The 17762-nt window shown below is 41.3% G+C and carries 15 protein-coding genes, 1 other RNA gene and 1 pseudogene; 6 read left to right on the top strand and 11 right to left on the bottom strand.

Annotation, left to right across the window (positions count from 1 at the left end; genetic code table 11):
• Positions 1-68: 68 nt before the first annotated feature.
• Together V7K73_RS14035 and V7K73_RS14030 are read right to left on the bottom strand one after the other, a co-directional pair.
• The gene (locus tag V7K73_RS14035; RefSeq protein WP_334880878.1) at positions 69-854 is read right to left on the bottom strand and encodes a hypothetical protein; all 786 of its coding nucleotides are present in this window, start codon (positions 852-854) and stop codon (positions 69-71) included.
• Between the two features lie 79 nt (positions 855-933).
• Positions 934-2154 carry an acetate kinase gene (locus V7K73_RS14030; protein WP_334880876.1) on the bottom strand — a complete coding sequence of 407 codons (1221 nt, stop codon included), beginning with the start codon at positions 2152-2154 and terminating at the stop codon, positions 934-936.
• Positions 2155-2186: 32 nt separating this feature from the next.
• Between V7K73_RS14030 and V7K73_RS14025 the strand changes: the two genes are divergently transcribed.
• Positions 2187-2354 carry a hypothetical protein gene (locus V7K73_RS14025; RefSeq protein ID WP_334880874.1) on the top strand — a complete coding sequence of 56 codons (168 nt, stop codon included), beginning with the start codon at positions 2187-2189 and terminating at the stop codon, positions 2352-2354.
• Positions 2355-2849: 495 nt separating this feature from the next.
• Here the strand turns inward: V7K73_RS14025 and V7K73_RS14020 are convergent, their stop codons facing one another.
• Complete coding sequence (locus V7K73_RS14020) at positions 2850-5480, bottom strand: DNA polymerase III subunit alpha (RefSeq protein ID WP_334880872.1); 2631 nt, start codon at positions 5478-5480, stop codon at positions 2850-2852.
• A 193-nt stretch (positions 5481-5673) separates the two neighbouring features.
• Here V7K73_RS14020 and V7K73_RS14015 point away from each other — a divergent pair, with 193 nt between their 5' ends.
• Positions 5674-6966 carry a dicarboxylate/amino acid:cation symporter gene (locus tag V7K73_RS14015; RefSeq protein ID WP_334880870.1) on the top strand — a complete coding sequence of 431 codons (1293 nt, stop codon included), beginning with the start codon at positions 5674-5676 and terminating at the stop codon, positions 6964-6966.
• A gap of 20 nt (positions 6967-6986) precedes the next feature.
• Here V7K73_RS14015 and V7K73_RS14010 read toward each other — a convergent pair whose 3' ends face one another.
• The 5 genes from V7K73_RS14010 to V7K73_RS13990 all read right to left on the bottom strand — a co-directional run bounded on the left by V7K73_RS14010 (position 6987) and on the right by V7K73_RS13990 (position 13251).
• Positions 6987-7166, bottom strand: coding sequence for a hypothetical protein (locus V7K73_RS14010; protein ID WP_334880868.1), 180 nt, complete (start codon positions 7164-7166; stop codon positions 6987-6989).
• 707 nt (positions 7167-7873) lie between these two features.
• Positions 7874-8947, bottom strand: coding sequence for a TIGR03032 family protein (locus V7K73_RS14005; protein ID WP_334880866.1), 1074 nt, complete (start codon positions 8945-8947; stop codon positions 7874-7876).
• 6 nt (positions 8948-8953) lie between these two features.
• Positions 8954-9127 carry a hypothetical protein gene (locus tag V7K73_RS14000; protein ID WP_334880864.1) on the bottom strand — a complete coding sequence of 58 codons (174 nt, stop codon included), beginning with the start codon at positions 9125-9127 and terminating at the stop codon, positions 8954-8956.
• 422 nt (positions 9128-9549) lie between these two features.
• Positions 9550-11262: a diflavin flavoprotein gene (locus V7K73_RS13995; RefSeq protein ID WP_334880862.1), complete on the bottom strand. Its 1713-nt coding sequence runs from the start codon at positions 11260-11262 to the stop codon at positions 9550-9552.
• Between the two features lie 270 nt (positions 11263-11532).
• Positions 11533-13251 (bottom strand): diflavin flavoprotein, encoded by a 1719-nt coding sequence (locus V7K73_RS13990; RefSeq protein ID WP_334880861.1) that lies wholly within the window; start codon positions 13249-13251, stop codon positions 11533-11535.
• 1296 nt (positions 13252-14547) lie between these two features.
• On the opposite strand from V7K73_RS13990, the gene V7K73_RS13985 reads away from it, so the two are divergent.
• Positions 14548-15003 (top strand): helix-turn-helix domain-containing protein, encoded by a 456-nt coding sequence (locus tag V7K73_RS13985; protein WP_334880859.1) that lies wholly within the window; start codon positions 14548-14550, stop codon positions 15001-15003.
• A gap of 276 nt (positions 15004-15279) precedes the next feature.
• Here the strand turns inward: V7K73_RS13985 and ssrA are convergent.
• Positions 15280-15672: a transfer-messenger RNA gene (ssrA, locus tag V7K73_RS13980) on the bottom strand.
• Between the two features lie 91 nt (positions 15673-15763).
• Here ssrA and V7K73_RS29875 point away from each other — a divergent pair.
• The 3 genes and pseudogenes from V7K73_RS29875 to V7K73_RS13965 form a co-directional block, all read left to right on the top strand.
• A pseudogene (locus tag V7K73_RS29875) lies at positions 15764-15877 on the top strand (Uma2 family endonuclease); the annotation flags it as partial.
• A gap of 130 nt (positions 15878-16007) precedes the next feature.
• Complete coding sequence (locus V7K73_RS13970; protein WP_292753779.1) at positions 16008-16262, top strand: type II toxin-antitoxin system Phd/YefM family antitoxin; 255 nt, start codon at positions 16008-16010, stop codon at positions 16260-16262.
• Entirely contained in the window at positions 16255-16521 is a 267-nt protein-coding gene (locus V7K73_RS13965; RefSeq protein ID WP_334880854.1) for a Txe/YoeB family addiction module toxin, read from the top strand. Before V7K73_RS13970 ends, V7K73_RS13965 begins: the two co-directional genes overlap by 8 nt.
• A gap of 362 nt (positions 16522-16883) precedes the next feature.
• Here the strand turns inward: V7K73_RS13965 and V7K73_RS13960 are convergent, their stop codons facing one another.
• Together V7K73_RS13960 and V7K73_RS13955 are read right to left on the bottom strand one after the other, a co-directional pair.
• Positions 16884-17453 (bottom strand): hypothetical protein, encoded by a 570-nt coding sequence (locus tag V7K73_RS13960; protein WP_334880852.1) that lies wholly within the window; start codon positions 17451-17453, stop codon positions 16884-16886.
• A gap of 23 nt (positions 17454-17476) precedes the next feature.
• Positions 17477-17743, bottom strand: coding sequence for a hypothetical protein (locus V7K73_RS13955; protein ID WP_334880850.1), 267 nt, complete (start codon positions 17741-17743; stop codon positions 17477-17479).
• Positions 17744-17762: the final 19 nt, after the last annotated feature.

Genomic DNA, 17762 nt, shown 5'->3' with positions numbered 1-17762 from the left:
AAAACTTGAAAACAATTGGACGAATATAATTCGCTACTACACTTGCAGGAACCCGTTATGAATAATAATTAATCTTTAGGGGGAAATACAATTTTATGATTACCTTCAGGAGTTGTAATTACTTTCCCTCCCAAAGCTTCAATTTCCCTAATTGCGCGTTTTTGAGTTCTTTGATCAACGTGATTATTTAAAACTATTACCCAGGTAGCAATTTGAGCATATTTGCTGTTAGGGTTTCGACTCAGAAATTCAGCAGTTTTTTGGGAAGTATGAGCGATTGTCTGACTCTCTGAATCTGAAAAATTACTAGCCCAGTTTGCCGCCGTTGCAAAAGATTGTTCGGCAGCTTTGGCGTTGCCTAAAAATAATAACTCATCAACTCCTTTATAACGCCAGACGTAATAAGATTTTTCGGGAACTGAGGGAGACAGTGATTTTAAGCCTTTCTCTGATAATGCGATCGCACGTTCTGGCATTGCAGCATACAATGAAGTACTGATAGAAAGACTGCGATACGCTGCTAAAAATCGCGGGTCACGTTCTAGAATGACTTCAAAATATTCTGGACTTAAACTGTAACCTGTTTTATCCCGAACTTCATCATCTCCGAAATATTGTAAAAAATTGAGATATACCAAATCTGCAATTAAATTATTATAACCAAAAGTAGGCGTTTTTTTGAGAAAATTAAGACGAATACTTTCTGATTCTATTTCTTTATTTAAAGTTTCTAAAGAAGCAGATTTTTTGCTATTTATCAGTTTTTTTAATTGGGGAAATTGAATCAAGCCAACTCCTAAAATACACACACAAATTATCAAAGGTGTAGCAATGGTTTTACGCGACAACAACATATTTTCCTTGTCTTCCCAGGCATAAGGAACTCATTGTATAGCAATCCTATACGAACTTGTACTGAGGTAAGTATAAGTATTACGAATTATTTAATAACTGCCAACATTGTCCGGCGATCGCCCAATCTTCTTGAGTATGAATAACTAATACACGGACTGCTGAATCGGATGTGGCAATATCCTCATCCACAGGCTGCTGCTGATTTTTTTCAAGGTCTATTTTTAATCCTATAAAACCAAAGGCTTCACAGGCGGCTTGGCGAATTTCCGGGGAATGTTCACCCACACCTGCTGTGAACACTAAAGCATCTAATCCGCCCAAACTGGTAAGCATTGCACCGATACCAGAACGTAAGCGATGTACGTAGATATCCCAGGCCAGTTGAGCGCGGGAATTACCTTGAGCGATCGCTTCTCTGACTTCGCGCATATCGCTAGATATACCCGAAATTCCCTTTAATCCAGAAGCTTTATTTAAGATATCATCCAATTTTTCGACGGAGTAATTGCAGTAACGCAAGAGATACATGAGAATCCCTGGATCAACTGAACCAGAACGACTACCCATCATCAATCCTTCTAAGGGCGTGAATCCCATTGTGGTATCAATGCTGCGACCGTTTTTAATCGCCGCCAAAGAGCAGCCATTGCCCAGATGACAGGTAATTAACCGCTCAGGGGGAACATCTTGACCAAGAATTTGGGCAGCACGTTGAGAACAGTATTGATGACTGATACCATGAAACCCGTAGCGACGGATACCTTGCTCTACCCACTCATAAAGTCCGGGATAGATTGCTGCTGCATCGGGTAGGGTGGCATGAAAACCAGTATCAAATACTGCTATTTGGGTGATATCTTTTAAGATTTTTTCAATTGCTTCTATGCCTGATAAAGCGGCTGGATTATGTGCTGGAGCTAGGTTAGATAGACGAGCGATCGCCTTTTTAACATCCTCCGTAATTACCACACTATCTCGATAATCTTCTCCACCATGTACTATCCGATGCCCCACCACATTGATGTCTGACAACCGATCAATTACCTTGGTAGCACCTTCAGTAAGTGTATTGAGCATATAACTGAGGTGTGCCTGTGGGGAATCACCAGAGATTGATTTTTGCAGAGTTGCACCCGTACCAGTTTTTACTTCAATTTCTGCTACACCCTGATCTTGAGTCCAGTTAATTTTCCCTTCCCAAATGGGTTGAGATGCTTCGGTGGAGAAAGACTCATCTGCAATTTCATATAGACAACTCTTTTGGCTGCTCGATCCGGCATTCAGCACCAATATCTTCATATAACAACATAAAATAATTCGTAATTAAAAACATGAGCCGCTTTCATCATCTCACTAAATCTAGCCCCATGCTTCTAGCCTATGGGTATAATATACAGGCTCATTTTGGGTCACAGCAAAGGTGTGCTTCCAGCGATCGCGTCCATCGCAGCAGACAAGTGACTGCTGCGATCACAGAAAAGCGATCGCTTCACAGCTAAAGCCAAGCAACTCAATTACTACATTTTCTATCTCTTACACCTTGTTTATTGAGAAGAATGTAATTGTAGCTATGAAGGCGTTCATCATCTAATTTTCCAAGTTCTGCTCTATTGAAAGCATCGTCTAAATCTTTTTGCGCCTCTTGCACCGCATCTTTAGCTTGCTGGCAAGTCCAAGGGGAGCCGCCTATGTAGCACCAGGCGACTGGAAGTCGCGGCTACACAGGCGAAACCCACCTCCGTGGGTTAAAAACCTTTGATTTTCTCGCTTGTCCACGGAGGTGGACTTCGTTTGTATAGCCGCGATTTCTAATCGCCAGGGCTAGGTGCAAGATGTGAGTCTACTAAACCTGAATAGCATTTGCTTACGACACTTGTTATTCGTTATTAGCACCTAACTCAGAGGAATAAAAACGGTGTTCTGCTGCTGTGTTATCAGTGTTCAGGCATTATTTCCTCGCCTTGGGTTTAGAACCTGATCGCCCCTGTAATTTCTCATTCCGGCAAACCCTTTACCCGCATCAAATCCAATTCTCGTTCAAATATTTCATCAATTGGCAACATTTGACCATCAACAGTCATAAATTTATGGTCTTTTGTTGCCCGAATTATTGAACCATCTTCTAAACAATACTCAAACACCTCTTGTTGTCCGCGATCGTGCCACTGTGCTATAGGTTGGGTGTAAATATTTCCATTATTATCAACGCTGTACACACTACACTCAATACGTTTTTCTACAATCTCTCCAATCGGCAACAATCCATATTCTGCTGTCAATATTTCCGTGTCATAGCTTAAACAATATTCAGCAAAATTTAACATTTGCTCAAATAATTCATCCGCAACTTTTTTCTGTACACCGTTTTTTGCTGCGCCATCCACGAATTTTTCTCGCTGCTTTTGCATCTCAGAAACTTTCTTTTTACCCATCGCCCGACGCAGCAAGTCAGCTTGTCCTAAAGAATATCCCGCCATATCTTGAGCAATTTTCATGATTTGCTCTTGATAGACCATAATTCCATAGGTTTCGTCTAATATTGGTTCTAAAATGGTGTGTTGATAATCAATGTTTTCTCGACCATGTTTGCGGTTAATAAATTTAGGGATTAGTCCCGCATCTAATGGCCCCGGTCGATAAAGTGCCAAAATCGAAGAAATATCTTCTATATTAGAAGGCTTCAAATCTCGCACTATCTGACGCATTCCAGAAGATTCTAATTGAAATATCCCTTCTAACTCACCTGCTTCTAATAGTTCATAAGTTTTTTGTACATCTTTTGGCAAAGTACTATGTTCACCTTTAGCTAATATTCTTTGGGCTTTTCTTTCATCGCGGGGAATTTCATCAGGATCAACCCGATATCCTCTCGTTTCTTGAATCAAATCAACGGTCTTTTGAATTAGCGTCAGGTTCCGCAAACCCAGAAAATCCATTTTCAATAAACCCAGTGATTCCAAGTCTTCCATGAAATATTGGGTAATTACGGAACCATCATTATTCTTCTGTAGCGGCACAATTTCATCAAGTGGATCGGCAGAAATTACCACACCTGCTGCATGAACACCAAAAGTTTTGTTAGTTCCTTCAATTCGCATCGCCATATCAAGCCAATGGCGAACATGGGGTTCTTTATCATATTTCTCTTTAAACTCTGGTTCTGGGGTTTGATCGGAAATCATCACCTTGAGTTTCGTTGGTTTCCCGCGCACTACAGGAATTAATTTTGCCATTTTGTCAGCTTCCCCGTAGGGAATATTTAATACTCTGGCGACATCTTTCAAAACGGCTTTAGAAGTTAGGCGGTTAAAAGTAATAATTTGGGCAACTCTATCTGCACCATATTTCTCAGTTACATATTCAATAACTTTATCTCTTTGTTCAATACAGAAATCTGTATCAATATCAGGCATGGATTTACGTTCTGGGTTCAGAAAACGTTCAAATAGTAGCCCATGATGCACAGGGTCAATGTTGGTAATTTTCATTGCATAAGCAACTAATGAACCAGCCGCAGAACCCCGACCTGGACCTACAGGAATATTATTATCTCTAGCAAATTTGATGTAGTCCCATACAACTAAAAAGTATTTGGAAAAACCCATCTGCTGAATCATTTTTAGTTCGTATTCCAATCTTTCTTTATAGACGGAATCGACCTCAGTTCGAGATTTGCGATTTAACCGTTCTAAAAGTCCACTCCATGCAACATCTTCGGCGTAAGTGTCAGCAGTATGACCAGAGGGAATTGGGGGTGTAGGAATTTGAGGCTCACCCATAATATTGTAAAACTCGACTTTATCAGCGACTTCTTCAGTCGTAGCGATCGCTTCGGCAATTACATCATCGGGTAAATGGTCACGAAATAGCTGCTGCATCTCCTCGCCAGATTTGAGATACTCTGTACCGCTATAACGCATCCGCTTCTCTTCAATAATTAGCTTGCCAGTTTGAATACATAGCAACGCATCGTGGGCTTCAACGTCAAAACAAGAAATAAAATGCGAATCATTGGTAGCAACAAATTTAATCCCTAGTTCCCGGGCAATTTTGACAATTTCAACATTCACAATCCGGTCTTCTTGGGAACCGTGGTCTTGAATTTCTAGATAATAATCATCCCCAAATACATCTTTATACCACTGAGCAATTTTCCGGGCTGCATCTGGTCTATTACTGAGAATTGCTTGGGGAATTTCTCCACCCAAACAAGCGCTAGTGACAATCAAGCCTTCATGATATTGTTTTAGTAAATCTTTATTAATACAAGGACGAGAAAAAATTCCTTTACCTTGAACGCCTTTGAGGTGAGAAATAGTGGTTAATTTGACTAAATTTTTGTAACCTTTGAGATTTTTAGCTAAAACGACTTGATGATATTTCGGACGGCGTTCTTGTTTTTCGATATCACCGTTAATGATATACATTTCATTGCCGATAATCGGCTTAATATTGTGATTACGGCAGATTTTGATCAGTTCAACGGCTCCATACATAACACCATGATCGGTAAGGGCGATCGCTTTCATCCCCAGTGCGATCGCTTGATCCACCAACTCTGGTAGCTGACTTGCCCCATCGAGTAAACTGTAGTCACTGTGAATATGTAAAGGAACAAAGGACATAAGCATCTCCAACCATAAGCCAAGATATCTCTAGGGGCCTACCTTGTGGTCTACCCTTTCGAGCTAGATTTTGCAAAGCAACGGAATCTTAGATTAACAGTTTTTACCTAAAATTAAAGCTGTTATTTTTCCGAAATTATCACTGTCATAAGTGTTGTTTTAATAGTTACAGCAGTTAATCAGCATCTAACTAATGATTCAAAAAGAGAGTACTACTTCGCCTGAAACCAAAGCTAGCCCTTGGTGGGGGCGTATCCCTCTCACATTGCAAATTCTCATCGCCCTAGTAGCCGCAGTCAGCGTTGGAATTGCCCTTGGTGCGGGGAATCCTAATCCCAGCAATGCCACCTTAATCAACAATTTAGCAATTCCGGCTGAATTAGTGCTAAAAGCTCTCCGCGCCCTAGCTACGCCCCTGATTTTGGTAGCGGTGCTGCACACCTTAATGACTACGAATATCCCTGGTACAGCCGGACGGCGGTTAGCAGTGCTACTTTTAACTAACACTACTGTAGCTATTTTAATCGGGCTTTTCGTCGCAAATGTGCTGCGTCCCGGTACTTGGGGCAATGTAGCCACCTCAACAACTACAAAAATAACTACTCAGAGTCTTGATCCTTGGGGAATACTCAAAGATGCTGTACCGGAAGCTATCCTGAAGCCGTTAGTTGATAATAATGTCATTCAACTAATTGTAATTGCCCTGAGTTTTGGCATTGTTCTGCGGGCATTAAAATCTGAACAAATCGCTCAAAGCAAGAACGGATACCAGCCGATTGAGGATGTCATCGGGATTTTGTTTGAAGCGGTAGTCCGCATCCTGAACTGGGTAATTGCCTTAGTGCCGTTCGCAGTGTTTGGGATTGTTGCTAAAACTATCGCTATGCAAGGTTTTGCACCGTTTAAATCTTTGGGTGCATTTATTGTGGCGGTGCTGTTAGCACTGTTATTGCAAGCCTGCTACTACCTCACCAGAGTAAAATTTGGTTCTTGGGTACACCCGCTAAAATTCTTAGCTGGCGGTTCTGATGCCTTTTTGACAGCTTTCTCAACTTCTTCCTCTGCGGCGGCAATGCCCATAACCTTTGAGGTTTTGCAAACAAAAGTCGGTTTAAGAGAATCTTCTGCTGCCTTGGGGTCATTAGTAGGAGCAAATTTCAATAATGATGGTACTGCCCTCTATGAAGCAATGTCTGCGTTGTATATTTCCCAACTGATTGGGCAACATCTGAGTCTGGGACAGCAGTTAATTGTGATTATTACCTCGATTTTTGCATCTGTAGGTGCGGCAAATATTCCTAATGCTGGACTGGTAACGATGACACTGGTGTTTACTTCTGTAGGCTTACCTACTCAATACATTGCTTTGCTAGTTACTGTAGATTGGTTTCTGGATCGCTGCCGCACCGCGATTAATGTTATGGGAGATATGACTGTCAGCGCTTTACTTGATGGCAAAAAGCCTCGTTCTGTAGACGAGGCTTAATTTTACAGCTTTTGAAGTATCTAATGCTGTTGAGGGCCTTTAGCATCACATTCTTTAGCCCAGCAACGTTCTAGAAGTCGAAGACGCCAGATAAATGCAAAGCGTTGGGGATTCAATACTAAATTAGTATCGTGACTAAATAAAGGCTGGTTCAGATAGTGCCAAAGGGGAAATTGAATTTTGGTGTGTTTTGGAGTCATAAGAACAACAAATATTATAAAAGTTTAGGGTTGATAGTTGGCATTTTGTCTAACTAATGCCTGATGCTGTTTTTCTAGTTAAAGGCTACACTGCCGAATTGCAGTTGTCCTGGTTGCAATTGCGGAATTCCAGCAAGTGAGTTTATGTTGTTTCCGCTTTAATACTGAAATTGCACACACCATTTTTCTGATTCCCCAGCCGGTGACAAGTCATACCATTTCACAACATTCCTGGTACAGCGTTGGTAAGGGCGTAGATTTCTAGGGACTTACAGTCAATTCATGTGTTACAAAGATTTTTGGAAGCGATCGCATTATTATTCAGAATCTTAACTCGGTAGCTTGTTAAGAAATTGGGTAGTGTGGGGTTGAGGTGTCGAATTATAGGTTACAAAAGACTTGTTATTTCTGTTACTAACTAAGAATTTATAAGTAGGTAGACGTAATTAAACATATAATAAACCTCACCCTCAATCCCTCTCCTTATTATTGTCGGGGGAAGCCGGAGGTAGGGTGAGGTTTTATATTTAATTTGACCCACTTACTTAGCTAATTTGAAGAGAAGGCTGTTTCTATAGTAATTATTGGTTTTTAAGGGGAGCAAAGTCTTGCTTCCCTTAATATTTAGATAATAGTAAAATTAGCGCCAGTGAGTGTTGGGGTACTAATGCCAGTCAGGGTTACCAAGATTTGATCATTCCTCTAAATTATAAATTTTGATCTGCTCCCACCGTTACCACCCGCCGAATTTCGTCGCTGCGAAATCCGATCGCCATTGGACGACGTACCCCCAAAAGTGCTACCACATCGTATAATTCCAGTACGACCCCCTCTATTCGCAGGGAATGGACAATATCGCCGCTTCTCAGGTCAATCACTAGTAACCCACAGCGAGGCTCAACGTTTTTCTGGTGCAATTTATCGTCTAAGGGCAAACCGCTAAAGGTCTTGTTATGCCTGGGTTGAGAAATTCCCACTACTGCAAAGTCGCCATAAAATGCACAACCGCGCAGATATCCCGGACAGAAGGCGACTGGCTCAAAGACTCCCCGCTTTAAATCGGCAAAGCCAAACTCGCCCGCGCCTGAGTTGAGCAGCCAGAGTTTTTCCTGATGCCAGCGTGGGGAGTGGGGCATAGACAGCCCCTGCAACACGATTTCATTGCTTTCTACGTCAATGACACAGCCGCCATTTACCCGATGCTCCCGCCAGCCTTCTGCTACGTCTGACTGGCTGACAACGGTGACGTATTTAGGTTTTCCTTGCTGTATTGCCAACCCATTCAGGTGACATCTATCTTCCGCCGCTAGCTTGCTGATAAAGGTTGGTTGCCATAAGGGAACGAAACTGTGGGTTTCGCTGACTGTTGCTAAACAACTAAATAAGGTATTGACAAATACTAATTTTTGTGATTTTAAATCTTTTTCTTCTGCTCTACTCAAAGCGATGTCGTGAATATCCAAATCTCCCGTCACATAACTCATCTGAGGCAAATAAAGAGCATCGTAGTCTTGGTGGTTTTGTCCGGGTTGGATAATGTTTTCAAATCGCCACAGTTGGTACAGAGAACTCATGTAGAGGCTGCTGTCATTGGCATACAACCCCATGCACCGCTCAAAGCTACGTTCAAATACAGATAATTTGCCGTTTGGTTGCAAGCCGATGAAGAATAACTTCCCCGCTTGATAGGTAGTGAAGGACAAACTCAGGTTTTGCTCATACAGCCAAGCAGTAAACTGGCGAGAAGCGTTGATTTCTAGAGATGGTTTAATGTTTGTCATTGGAATTCACTTGGTTTTGACTCCTTGATAACTCTGGTGTTCGGTCGGTGATAATTTCGCCGCAGGGTACGATGCTCCTACTCTTGGACGTAAGCTAGGGAATACACTAACAACAGCGTTTCCGTCATCTGCTTTATTGCGATCGCACTCCACAAATTTCCTCTTTCTGTGGTTCCTCATTTCAGAAATTTACCAGAGTATTGTCGGAGTCTCTTTAAAACAATAGATGTTTTTGTAACACAAGGGTATATTTGGTGTAATCTAAAACTTAAAAAGCTCAAACATCTGTCTAAAGATAGGTAGCTTATACCATTTATTTGTGAGGCTGCGCCAAACCCTCTTAACTTCTTCTTTCTTTCTTTGTGTTCTTTGCGGACTTTGCGGTTCGTTTTTCTTTCTTGTACTTAAATATGGTTTAGCGCATCTTCATACAGAATTGGTATTAGTAGATAACTAAAATTCCCTTGGGTGTACTCTGCATTTTGACAAAAAAATTGGCATGGACAAGATGTCCATCCCACAAGAAAAAAGAGAATTTTTGTCATAAAATGCCTTAGCTATATTTAAGCTAAAGCATTCCGTTAAGTTAAATTTCTTACTATCTAATAATGAGTGCCGGTTTTGCGATGGTTAATGGCAGTAACCGCATCAGGCTTGAGTAATTTACCTTCATCGACAGTTGCATAGACAACCCAATGGTCGCCACATTCCAGGCGCTGGTTGACTGAACATTCCAAATATGCTAATGCGTCAGTGAGGACAGTACAACCGTTATCTGCAACTGCTGTACTAAAGTTGGCAAATCGGTCTTCCCCAGGCGCGAAAGATTTACGGAAATGCTTCATGTAGTCTTGATGATTACCTTCAGGTAGAATATTTAAGGCAAACTTACCGCCGGGATACATCAAAGATTCGATCGCTCGGTCTTTGGCGATCGCAACTGTAAGTCCAGGTGGGTTGAAGGTAGCTTGAGAAACCCAAGCGCCTAACATTGCCGTAGACACTTCTCCAAGTTTTGCTGTCACCACGCAGACGGAACCAACGATCCGACCAACAGCCTGTTCTACTGGAGTAGCAGCTTGTTGTGGTACGCGTACCTTTTTAGCCTTTTTCAGTGCTTGGGCAAAGTCTGTACCTAGTTCTTCACAAAACTTGAGAGTGACATCATCAGGTTTAAACTTCACCTTCAGGGTGTCAAAACCAAAGCGATATCCAGCATCTCTAAGTTTACCTTCAATTAAGTCAAAGGCTTCGCCACTCCAGCCGTAAGAACCAAATACCCCAGCGAGTTTGCTATTGTCACCGCTTGATAAAACGATACCTAAAGCAGTATGAATGGGAGTTGGCGCATGACCACCGATGGTAGGAGAACCAATGATAAAACCTTCTGACTGTGCTAGGTTGATGCGAATTTCATCAGGGGTAGCAAATTCGCAGTTAATCGATTTGACTGCAACTCCACCTTTAGTTAGTCCCAGAGCGATCGCTTGTGCTAAAGTCGCCGTATTCCCGTATGCTGAAGCATAAAGTAAGGCAACAGAAATCTCGCGATCGTTGTGAGAACGGCTCCACTCTGCATAAGCTTTGGTAAGTTCAATTAAGCCGGTGCGTACCAAAGGCCCGTGACCCACAGCATACATTCTCACCTGCAAATCTGATATTTTCTCTAAAGCTGCTTGCACATGAGGAATTTGGGGAGCCATCAGGCAGTTAAAGTAGTAACGCTGGTCTTCTTTAAGCGCTTCCCAGTTATCATCAAATGCTTCATCACCACAGAGATGAGTTGCAAATAACTTATCTGTGTAAAGAATTTGGGTTTGCTGATCGTAGGTACAAAGTCCTTCCGGCCAACGCGGACTGGGAGTGGGTAAGAATTTTAAAACATGACCCTTGCCTAAATCCAGAGTTTCTTTCCCCCGCATCACCAAGACTTTCAAATCCTGATCTAAGAAAGCTGCACGCAAATTGTTCGCACCGGGAAGAGAACAGACAAAAGTTACCTGTGGTGCCAGTTCTAAAATTGCTTTGAGGGTTGCAACTCGATTCGGACTAAAATGACCCAAGATTATATAATCCAAACTTTGCAAATCTAAAGTCTGCCGCAATGCCTCTAAATAAATTTCGGTAAAGCTTTCTGGCGGTGGATCGATAAGTGCGGTTTTATCAGCTTCAATTAAATAGCAATTGGAGGTAGTACCTCTTTCAAGTGCATATTCAATTTCAAACCGCAGACGTGACCAACTACGTGCTCTGATCGCCTTAGTATTTGTAGCAATTGGTAAAACTTGTACGTCGCGTGGCTTGGAATTGGTCATAGCTGTTGGGTAAAGTTAGGGAATAGGTTATAGAGCAATACGGTTCAGTTAAGGCTAAAACTCTTTATCAAAGTCAAATTTTTTAACGAACCGCAGAGGCAAAGAGTTGCCAGTGCGTTGGGCGGGTTCCCCGACTTGAAGCAACTGGCGCGGAACAGAGAGAAGAAAAATGCTTAACCCAAGCGTATTGGGTTATAGAGTATGGATCATAGGAAACAGGGGATAGTTTTCTTTGCTGTCCCCTGTCACCTGTTACCTCTTCCCTGTTTCTTAGTAGTAATTACCTACTTTGCGATGGCGAACGGCTGTCAATCCATCGTTTTTGGAGACACGACCTTCTTGGACGGTGCAATATAAAATCCAGTGGTCGCTGCATTCCATGCTGCTTTGGATTTCACATTCCATGTATGCTAGAGCATCAGTTAGAATTGGGGACCCGTTTTTCGCGGTTTGAGTTTTCACCCCAGCAAAGCGGTCAGCACCAGGATGCAAGCGCTTGAGGAAGTGTTTTTTGAGTTCTTGATAATTGCCTTCTTCCAAAACGTTGAGGACGAAGCGATCGCCTACTTGCATTAAGGAATCAATGGCGCGGTCTTTCGCAACGGCAATTGTTAATCCTAATGGTTGCAAACTCGCTTGTGTTACCCAAGATGCCAGCATTGCACTTGAGACATTATCTTTTTTAGTTGTGACTATATACAGTCCACTGCTAATCCGACCTAATGCCTTTTCCATGTTGACATCAAGGGACTTGATTTGCTTGATGTTGCGATCGCGCACCAGCAATTGTCCGATGTCTTTACCCGCTTCTTCACACAACTGGAATGTTGATGCGCTGGGAGCTTCTTTTATCCGAATCGGTGGGAAGGCTTCTTTGATGCCAGAGTTGAGAAATTGTCTGCGGAGTGTATCAATGGGTTCATCATCCCCACCGTAACATTCAAACAGCCCAATTAATTGCTTGTTTTTGGCGACGGCTAGCACCGAACTGATACTAGCTTGGGCGGCGGCGGAAGTAGTCGGGGGCATACCAATAATGATGCCAGCTGCTCTGCCGGCTAATTCTTGAATTTCTTGGCTCTCAGCAGTACTTAAATCGAGTACTTCTACCCCAATGCCAGTTTTCAGTATACCTTCGGCAATTGCGTGACCAAGACGTTCGCCATACCCGTAATCTGAGACAAAAAACAAGCCGACGGTGGTTTCTGCTTTAGCTTGTTTTTGACTCCAATTTTCGTAGCACCCGGTTAGAACATCTAAATGGTGGTATAATAATGGACCGTGGCCGTTGGCGATAATATTAATCTTCCCAAGATCGCCCATCCGCTTCATTGCATTCAGCAGCGAACGAGCGTTAGGGCCCATTAAGCAGTCGTAGTAAAATCTAAAGTCAGCTTCGATCGCTTCTAAATCTTCGTCGAAGGTGCGATCGTCACAGAAGTGCATCCCAAAAGCATCACAGGTATAGAGGATTTGGGTTTTGTGGTCAAAGCTAAAGATTGTATCCGGCCAGTGCAGGTTAGGCGCACTCACGAATTCCATTTCGTGTCCTTTACCTATATCTATGCGATCGCCGGTTTTGACAACTCGCTTAGAAAATGGATCGTGGACTAAGCCTTCCAAAAACTGAAGCGCAACTTTTGAAGCTAAGACGGTAGCTCTAGGAGCTAACTGAAGAACATCTTCTACTAAGCCGCTATGGTCTGGCTCTGTGTGGCTGACAATTATGTAATCAATTGTTTTGGGGTTAACAAGACCTTTTAGAGTCTCTAAATACAGATCGCGAAACTTCTGGTGAGAAGTATCGATCAAAATTGTTTGTTCACCCCTAATTAGATATGAATTGTAGGTTGTGCCGTTTTGCAGTCCGAATTCGATATCGAAGCGATCGCGATCCCAATCAAGAGAGCGAATCGCCGTTGTGTTAGGGGCAATTTCTACAGTTTGTATAGTTAGCCGATGTTGAACGTTTTCTGCGACCGCTACCATTATTCGTCTCCGAGCGCAAATTAACAGGTTTTTCTTCTGCCTCCATTGTCCCTATTATTTTTTGTTTAAGTTGTAATGAATATCAGTTTTTCAAAAATTTAACTTGTATCAATTATTGCTGTTTTTTAGCAAAAATTATGACTCAAAAAATATACTAATTATTAATTTATTCTTCAGATTTTACTGAGTATTTGATTTTGCTATTTCTTTGATTTTATCCTAATTCAAAAAGATTTGTGTTTATTCTATTAAAAATTTATAAGAACATACCCAGAACTTTTATTTTATTTCTTTTTGGATGACGTATAAATACTAAACAAATGGGAGCATCTCAATTTTGGCTTAAATCTTTTCCCTCACCCCCAGCCCCTATCCCATCATATGGGAGAGGGGAGACATAATTCTAGTTCCCCGAATTCCATCATATGGGAGAGGGGTTAGGGGATGAGGACGAAATCACAAATATATTTTTTAATTTTGGTATAAAATATTGATAGATCGCAAAATAGAGATATTAAGAGAATAGATTGAGATGTCGCTCATCAAAAGTTACTTTTTTTTAATATCCTCTATTATTAAGTAGGAAAAGTAGGAAAAGTAGGAAAAGTAGGAAAGGTGGGAAAAGTAAGATAAACTTCCGTTTCCATCCCGCATCAAATAATCTGTTAGCAGTGTTTTTTTTAATGGTTATCTAATAAATTTTTGTCTCAATCAAAATATCCTGATGGCAAATATAAACTTTATGTAAAGTTGAGAAAACAAATATTTGTATGGAGATAACCAAGGCAAATTTACAAATCCGAGTAGGACAAAAAGGAACTAGGCTTGTATAGCTTTTCTATACCTTTTCCGGTTCATTCAAATGTAAACTAGCGTAAAAATCATTTTTAAAGTTTCGATAAATCTCCGTAACTATACGAACGATCTAATAAATTTAATGATACAGTCCTTTATTATGGGCTTGAAACATTAATCAAGCCAACACGAATAAATTCTTATTGTCATAGCTGAAAGCTACAGCTTTTGGCTATTCTAAAAAGTTTGTTTATCCAGCTTAATGGTGTCATTTATGATGTACCTAACTTTTTATAAAAATCCATTGTTGATGATAAATTGCAAACAATGATTACGCGTTCTCAAGCCAATACTTCTCGCGTAGCAGCCTTTTAAACGCCGATATGCTTAATGCTTGTAGTTCAGCTTTGCCAGCGTGCTATTAAATACGTAATTAATTAAGTATATAGGTGTGAATAGACATAAAAAAATGCCAAAAATTGACATAAAAGGTTATTGTTTATGGGATGCCGATTAAAAGTCTTTCTAACTGACGAACAAAAGCTGACTTTAGAAGAGTTAAGAAAAGCCAAAGATGTTCCTCAACGTACCAAGGATCGCGCTCAAGTTTTACTGCTGAATACTCGCGGTTTAAAAAATGAGCAAATTGCTAAAGGCTTGAACTGGGCGATTTCAACAGTACGTCAAACCCTTCATCGCTGGGAAAAGATGGGTTTAGCAGGTTTGTGGGATGCTCCAGGTCGAGGAGGAAAACCCCGATATTCGGAATCAGACTTAGCTTATCTAGAAAATTGTTTAGCTCAAGAGTCACAGACTTATAATTCTAAACAATTAGCAAATAAACTAGCATCTGAGCGTCAAGTCAACTTGAGCGCAGATAGATTACGACGGGTACTTAAAAAAAGGGGAAGGAGGTTTGGAAGCGCACGCAAAGAACCCCAAGAACAGAATAATTAACCTGAGTTCGACAAACCTCTCCCTGTCTAACTTTCATTCAAGTCTGTCCCTCTCGCCCATCGGCTACGGTGTACACACAAGTCTGAAATAGCTGATTAACCAAGGTTTTACCTCACCCTAACGCTCCCCTTATAAACTATCAATTACCCGGATCTTTCTTAACATTTCTGTAAGTTAGGCTCTGAGGGGATGACAGAAGTAAATAACAGTCGAATTCTTCTTATAAACAAAATCCACCTAAACATTAAACTGTTTGGTGGACTTGTTATTTATTCTTAGTGGATCCGAGCAGAGTCGAACTGCTGTCCAAATTGGGTATTGACCCCCCGCTCATTCACAGGTTTAGCCTTTCTGACCCTTAAGGCGGGGATCGTTCATTATCCCGAACGTAGGATGCTCTGATTTAATCTTAGCTAGCAAGCCAACCAGAGAACGCTTGCTAGAGCATCCGTTGGGGGTTGGTCTTCAGTCCTTAACGGAGTCAAACTAAAGACGCTCGAACCTGTAAGAGGTTTTTAGGCAGCTGCTACTAGAGCAGGCTTACGAGCAAAGCTAACGATGTTATTCGCATTTACTTTTTGTTTGAGCCTTTGATTTGCGAGAGGAGACTCACTCTCGACCTGAATCACAGAGCAGCGTTCGCCAACCTGTCGAAACCGTGACGGACCCATGCGCTATATATATTATAGTTTGCTGTTAGGGATATGTGTCACAAGATGACAAAGAAATATTAAACTCTCATTACCCAGGCAAAACTTTCATGAGTCAGACTACAAGCAGAGTTCGCTGGACAATTCAAGATGTTGCAGCATTACCCGATAACGAATGGATTCGTTATGAGATTATCGATGGAGAATTGTTTGCGGTGCGATCGTCATTAGGTAGGCGCAAGTTTTTTCATAACCACGAAGAGCCTTTAGATATTGATTTGGCAGTTGCTTGGGATTGCTGAATATATTTTGAATCGCTACACTTGTACAATAAACGGTACAAGAATGAAGTAAATGAAAGTTGTGTCTTTTAGCGAAGCAAGAAATAACCTGAAGGCTGTTTTAGACCGAGTGGTGGAAGATGCCGACTATACCATCATCACCAGACGGGATGCGGAGGATGCTGTAGTGATGTCTCTAGAGTTATTTGATAGTTTGCTGGAGACTGTTCATTTACTCAAGTCTCCCGCTAATGCCACCCATTTGGAGCGTTCTATTGCTCAGTTCAAGCAGGGTAAAGTGGTGGAGCGAAATTTGTTGGATGACTAGAAAGCTAGCATGGACGGATGAGGCTTGGAATGATTATTTATATTGGCAAGGGCAAGACAAGAAAACTTTAAAACGAATTAACAAGCTGATTGAGGCAACAATCCGACTACCGTTTGAGGGAATCGGAAAGCCAGAAGCGCTGAGGGAGAACCTAGCCGGCTTTTGGTCGCGGCGAATTGATGATACAAATCGGTTAGTTTATGCGGTGGAGGATGAGTATTTAACGATTATTGCTTGTCGATACCACTATTCTGATTGACATCTTCGTTCTGGCTTTGCGGGCAAGAAGGCGATCGCTATCAGATTCGCCATCAAATTTGTAAACTAAAGTATGATTATAGATAAAGTTTTTGTTTGGAGCTTTTTATCATTCTAACGCGTATAAGCATTAGCATTACTTTAAGGAATTTCTGAAATTAATTCGCACATATTCTTGCGATTTAGAGCAAAATCTTGCTATGACTTGCGAAACTGTTTCGGGTTCATTCTTGTGTATTGGCGAAAAGACTTGGCAAAATGACTCTGATTTGCAAAGCCACAATTAGAGTGCGATCGCTGTAATGGTGAGTTGCGATCGCTTTAGCAAAAGTCTTGAGGAATTTGAGCTTGGTTTTGCCAATTTCACTTTTCTACTTTTTCTAAAATCCCCTGTGCATTAGAGTAAGTAGCTTTGTAGGCAAGTTTGCCATTTGAGAGCAAATTAAAACGCTCTCCGGCTCCAGGTGTGCAAATTTTTAAGTTGCTTCTACTATCAAAATTACTAACGTCAAATTCGTAATCATTACTGCTGACTTGATGCAGAGAAATTTCGCCATAACAGGGAACATCAGGAACACTGATATAACCACATTTCTCCTTTAAACTACAATCTCGCTGAATTTCAAGATTAATGCGAAAAGACTTTCCTGATGGTTCTTTGGCTACACCTGACCATTTCCCCCGGATTGCATTTGATACTCGTAACGGTGTAGACGAAGAAGATGTTGGAACGGGTGTAAATGTAGAGGATGAACCTTCTGTTGGAGTGGCTGACGGAGAAGATGATGGACTAGGTAATAGTTTGCCGCCTATTATCGTATTAGTTATAGTAAAGATGCCACCAATTACCGCCACTGCAATAGTAGGAATTGCAGTCCATGCTTCTTTACTAAGACCTTTCTGTTTCTCTGATTCTTTTTCTGGATCGCTCATGTACTTCTTGCTTTTATCCTTCTTTAGGTACAGGAGACAGCAAATACGTCAGTTTTACCATCACCATTAAAGTCACCAAATCTCAGACCTTCGACTAATGTAAAATCACAAGTTTTACCATCACCATTAAAGTCACCAAATCTCAGACCTTCGACTAATGTAAAATCACACCTACCAAGTAGCATATCCTCTTTGGCGACACAAAAGTGACAAAGGGCTGTATCATATCCTTTTGTTAAAACATCCTGAAAACCAAAATAGCTAATCGCTAGTTTTACAGCCACCAGCAATTAGCTATTAGTAATAGTT

Origin of the sequence: Nostoc sp. (assembly GCF_036916975.1) — a bacterium.
Taxonomy (GTDB): Bacteria; Cyanobacteriota; Cyanobacteriia; order Cyanobacteriales; family Nostocaceae; genus Nostoc.
Note: the sequence above shows the minus strand (reverse complement) of the source record. Positions and strands in the feature narration are given on the sequence as shown.